Source organism: Xanthomonas sp. SHU 166, from assembly GCF_000364685.1.
GTDB lineage: Bacteria > Pseudomonadota > Gammaproteobacteria > Xanthomonadales > Xanthomonadaceae > Xanthomonas_A > Xanthomonas_A sontii.
This window is the reverse complement of record NZ_AQOJ01000368.1, coordinates 1-3,047: the sequence shown is the minus strand read 5'-3', so window position 1 is coordinate 3,047 and position 3,047 is coordinate 1. Positions and strand designations below refer to the sequence as shown.

Annotated in this window: 3 protein-coding genes; all 3 read left to right on the top strand. The window is 66.5% G+C overall.

What is annotated here, in order from left to right; genetic code table 11:
* Positions 1-1,939 (top strand): tetratricopeptide repeat-containing diguanylate cyclase (locus tag D180_RS22515; RefSeq protein ID WP_017912744.1); only part of this gene is annotated, 1,939 nt, incomplete at its 5' end.
* 98 nt (positions 1,940-2,037) lie between these two features.
* The gene (locus tag D180_RS10415; RefSeq protein WP_232760428.1) at positions 2,038-2,709 is read left to right on the top strand and encodes a transcriptional regulator; all 672 of its coding nucleotides are present in this window, start codon (positions 2,038-2,040) and stop codon (positions 2,707-2,709) included.
* A partial coding sequence (locus D180_RS10410; protein WP_017912742.1) for a hypothetical protein occupies positions 2,693-3,047 on the top strand: 355 nt, incomplete at its 3' end. The genes D180_RS10415 and D180_RS10410, both read left to right, overlap by 17 nt.

Sequence of the window (3,047 nt, the reverse complement as noted above, 5' to 3'; positions counted from 1 at the left end):
CGGCTCGGCGCTGCTCGCCCAGCCGTTGTCGCCGCAACAGCGGGTGCGCCTGTTCACGCAACTCAATGCCGAGATCTGGCGGCCGCGCGACGCGCTCCGCATCGCGCAGCTCGAAGGCGAGATGCGGCGGCTGGAAACGGAGCTGCCGCACGACCCGCACATCGCCGAGCTGTGGCGACTGCTGGCCCGCTCCTACTACAAGATGGGTGCGCAGAACGACGCCTTGCGGGTCGCCCGCATCGCATTGTCCAGAGTACGTCGGCATCCGGATCCGGTGGAATACAAGGCCAACCAGACCGTGTTCCTGGTGTCGGCTCAGCAGGGGCGCATGCCCGATGCCATCGCCGCCCTGCTCGAGGCGGAGCGTGTGGTCAAGGCACTGGGCATGCCCGACGACGTCTCCATGCTGCACAACGCCACCGGCGTGTTCATCTATGCCCACGAATGGAAAAAGGCGATCGCCTACGGCCAGCGTGCGCTCGCTGCCTACGATGCGATGCCGTACAAGGACCTGACGCGCGCGGACATACTCAACAACCTGGGCACGGCCTATCAGGGCGCAAACGAACTGCAACGCGCCGAAGCGATCTACCGGCAGGCGTTGGCGGCGGGACGTGCCGATGGCAAGACGTCGCTGATCGGATTGCTGAACAACCTGGGCAACGTACTCGCGCTGCAGCATCGGCCGCGCGAGGCGTTGCCCTTGTTGCGCGAAGCGGCCGCGATGCTGGAGGGGGCGGCGCCAGGCGGCGACCATGGCGAGGGAGGCATCGTCTATTCCACGCTCGGCAACGTTCTGGCCGATCTCGGCCAACGCGACGCCGCGGCCGCCGCGTTCGAGCGCGCGCGGCAGATGTTCACGCAGTGGGACAACGTCCCCCGGCGGCTGGAACTGTACCCGCGCATGATCGACAACCTCGACGCACTCGGCCGCGACCGCGAGGCGCTTGCTCTTATGCGCGAGTACAAGGAGGTCAACGACAAGGCGGTGAACGTCGAATCCAAGACCCGGATCGCCGAGCTCGAATCGGCGGTGGACCTGGCGCGCAAGAACAGCGAACTGGCTGCACTTGCCCGCACCCGTGCCGCCGAACAGGCGGCGTATGCGCAACTGCAGGCGCGCGCGCAGCGCCAGCGCAGCGTGCTCTACGGTCTACTCGCCGCACTCCTGGCGCTGGCCGGCTTTTTCCTGCTCAAGGTGCGCGAAGGCCGCGCGCGTCGGCGCATCAACGCGGAACTGGCGCGCAAGAACGAGGAGATCCAGGCGCAGCACCGCGAACTGGAACAGCTCGCCGCCACCATCCGTCGCCAGAGCGAGGAAGACGCCCTCACCGGCCTGCGCAATCGTCGCTACGTCACCGCCTGGCTGCAGGCGCGCGAGGCTGCAGCGACGCCCGAGCGCACGCAGGAACCGCTGCTGATCGCCCTGCTGGACATCGACCACTTCAAACGCGTCAACGACCTGCACGGCCACGAAGGCGGCGACCACGCCCTGATACGACTGGGCGATCTGCTGCGCGAGTGCGCTCGCAGCTCGGACATCATCGCCCGCTGGGGCGGCGAAGAATTCCTGTGGATCTGCCCGGGCGGTACCCTGGCCGACGCCCCGCACCTGTTCCGCCGCCTGCGCGAGCGCCTGCAGGCCGACCCGCTGGTGCGCCCGACCGGCCGCATTACCCTCACCGTGTCGATGGGCGTGAGCCTGTTCCCCACCCACCCTGGTGGCGACTGGCCACTGAGCCTGCGCATCGCCGATGCCGCCCTGTACCGCGCCAAGCATGCCGGCCGCGATCGTTGGGTGGGGCTGACATTGGACGATATGGCCACAGATCTCGGCGCCGATGTGTCGTTGGAGACCCTGGAGGCGGAGGGGCTGCTGCGGCAGACCGAGGGTGGGGGCGATGGAGTGGTGTTTCTGGTGGGGCAGGGAGTGATGTGAGTTAGCGCTGGGAGGGATGCAAGATCAAAGCGGATCAAGCAACGAAATCTACCCAAAAAGGGTAAATAAATACCCATAATGGGAAGAAAATTGTCCATGTGGGTAGTAAGCTGCACCGCATGGTCAACAACCTGCTCAATCCCGCGGGCGTAGGCGAGGCGCTGCGCTCTTCCCGCGCGCTGACGCTGGGCCTGGCGGATGCCTTGTTCACTCGCACCCAGCAACGCGTGTTAGGCCTGTTGTACGGTCAGCCTCAGCGCAGCTTCGGTGTCGGCGAACTGATCGCCGCTGCCAGCGGCGGCTCCGGCGCCGTGCAGCGCGAACTGACCAAGCTGGCCGACGCCGGCTTGCTCACGGTACAGCGCATCGGCAACCAGAAGCGCTACCAAGCCAATCCGCATTCGCCCATCCACGACGAACTGCTCGGCATCGTGCAGAAGACCATCGGCCTGGCCGGCCCGCTCGGCGAGGCCTTGCAGCCCATCGCCGACGACATCGTGGCCGCCTTCGTCTACGGATCGGTCGCCAAGCACAGCGACACCGCGCGCAGCGATATCGACCTGATGGTGATCTCCGATACGCTGGGCTATGCCGACCTGATGCGCGCGCTGGATGGCATGCAGGCGCGGCTGGGCCGCCCGGTCAATCCCACGCTGTACACGCGTGCCGACTACGCCAAGCGCCTGCGCGACGAAAACGCATTCCTGCAGCGGGTGCTGCAGCAACCCAAGATCTGGGTGATTGGAGGCATGGATGACCTCGCCACTTGAAAACCTGTCCGGCTCCGGCAAGCAACTCAGCGCCGAACCGACCGACCAACGCGAATTCGACGGCCTGATCCGCTCCGGCCTGGCTCGCCTGGGCGACGCCAAGAACGCCACGCTCGCCCTGGAAAGTCGCTTCGACCTGGCCTACAACGCTGCGCACGCACTGTGCCTGGCGGCACTGCGTGCCAAGGGCTACCGCGCCAACAACCGCTACATCGTGTTCCAGGTGTTGCCGCACACCTTGGGCCTGGGACCGGAGGTGTGGCGTGTGCTGGACAAGTGCCATCACCAGCGCAACGTCGCCGAGTACGAGGGCGAACTGGATGTGAGCGAGCGGCTGG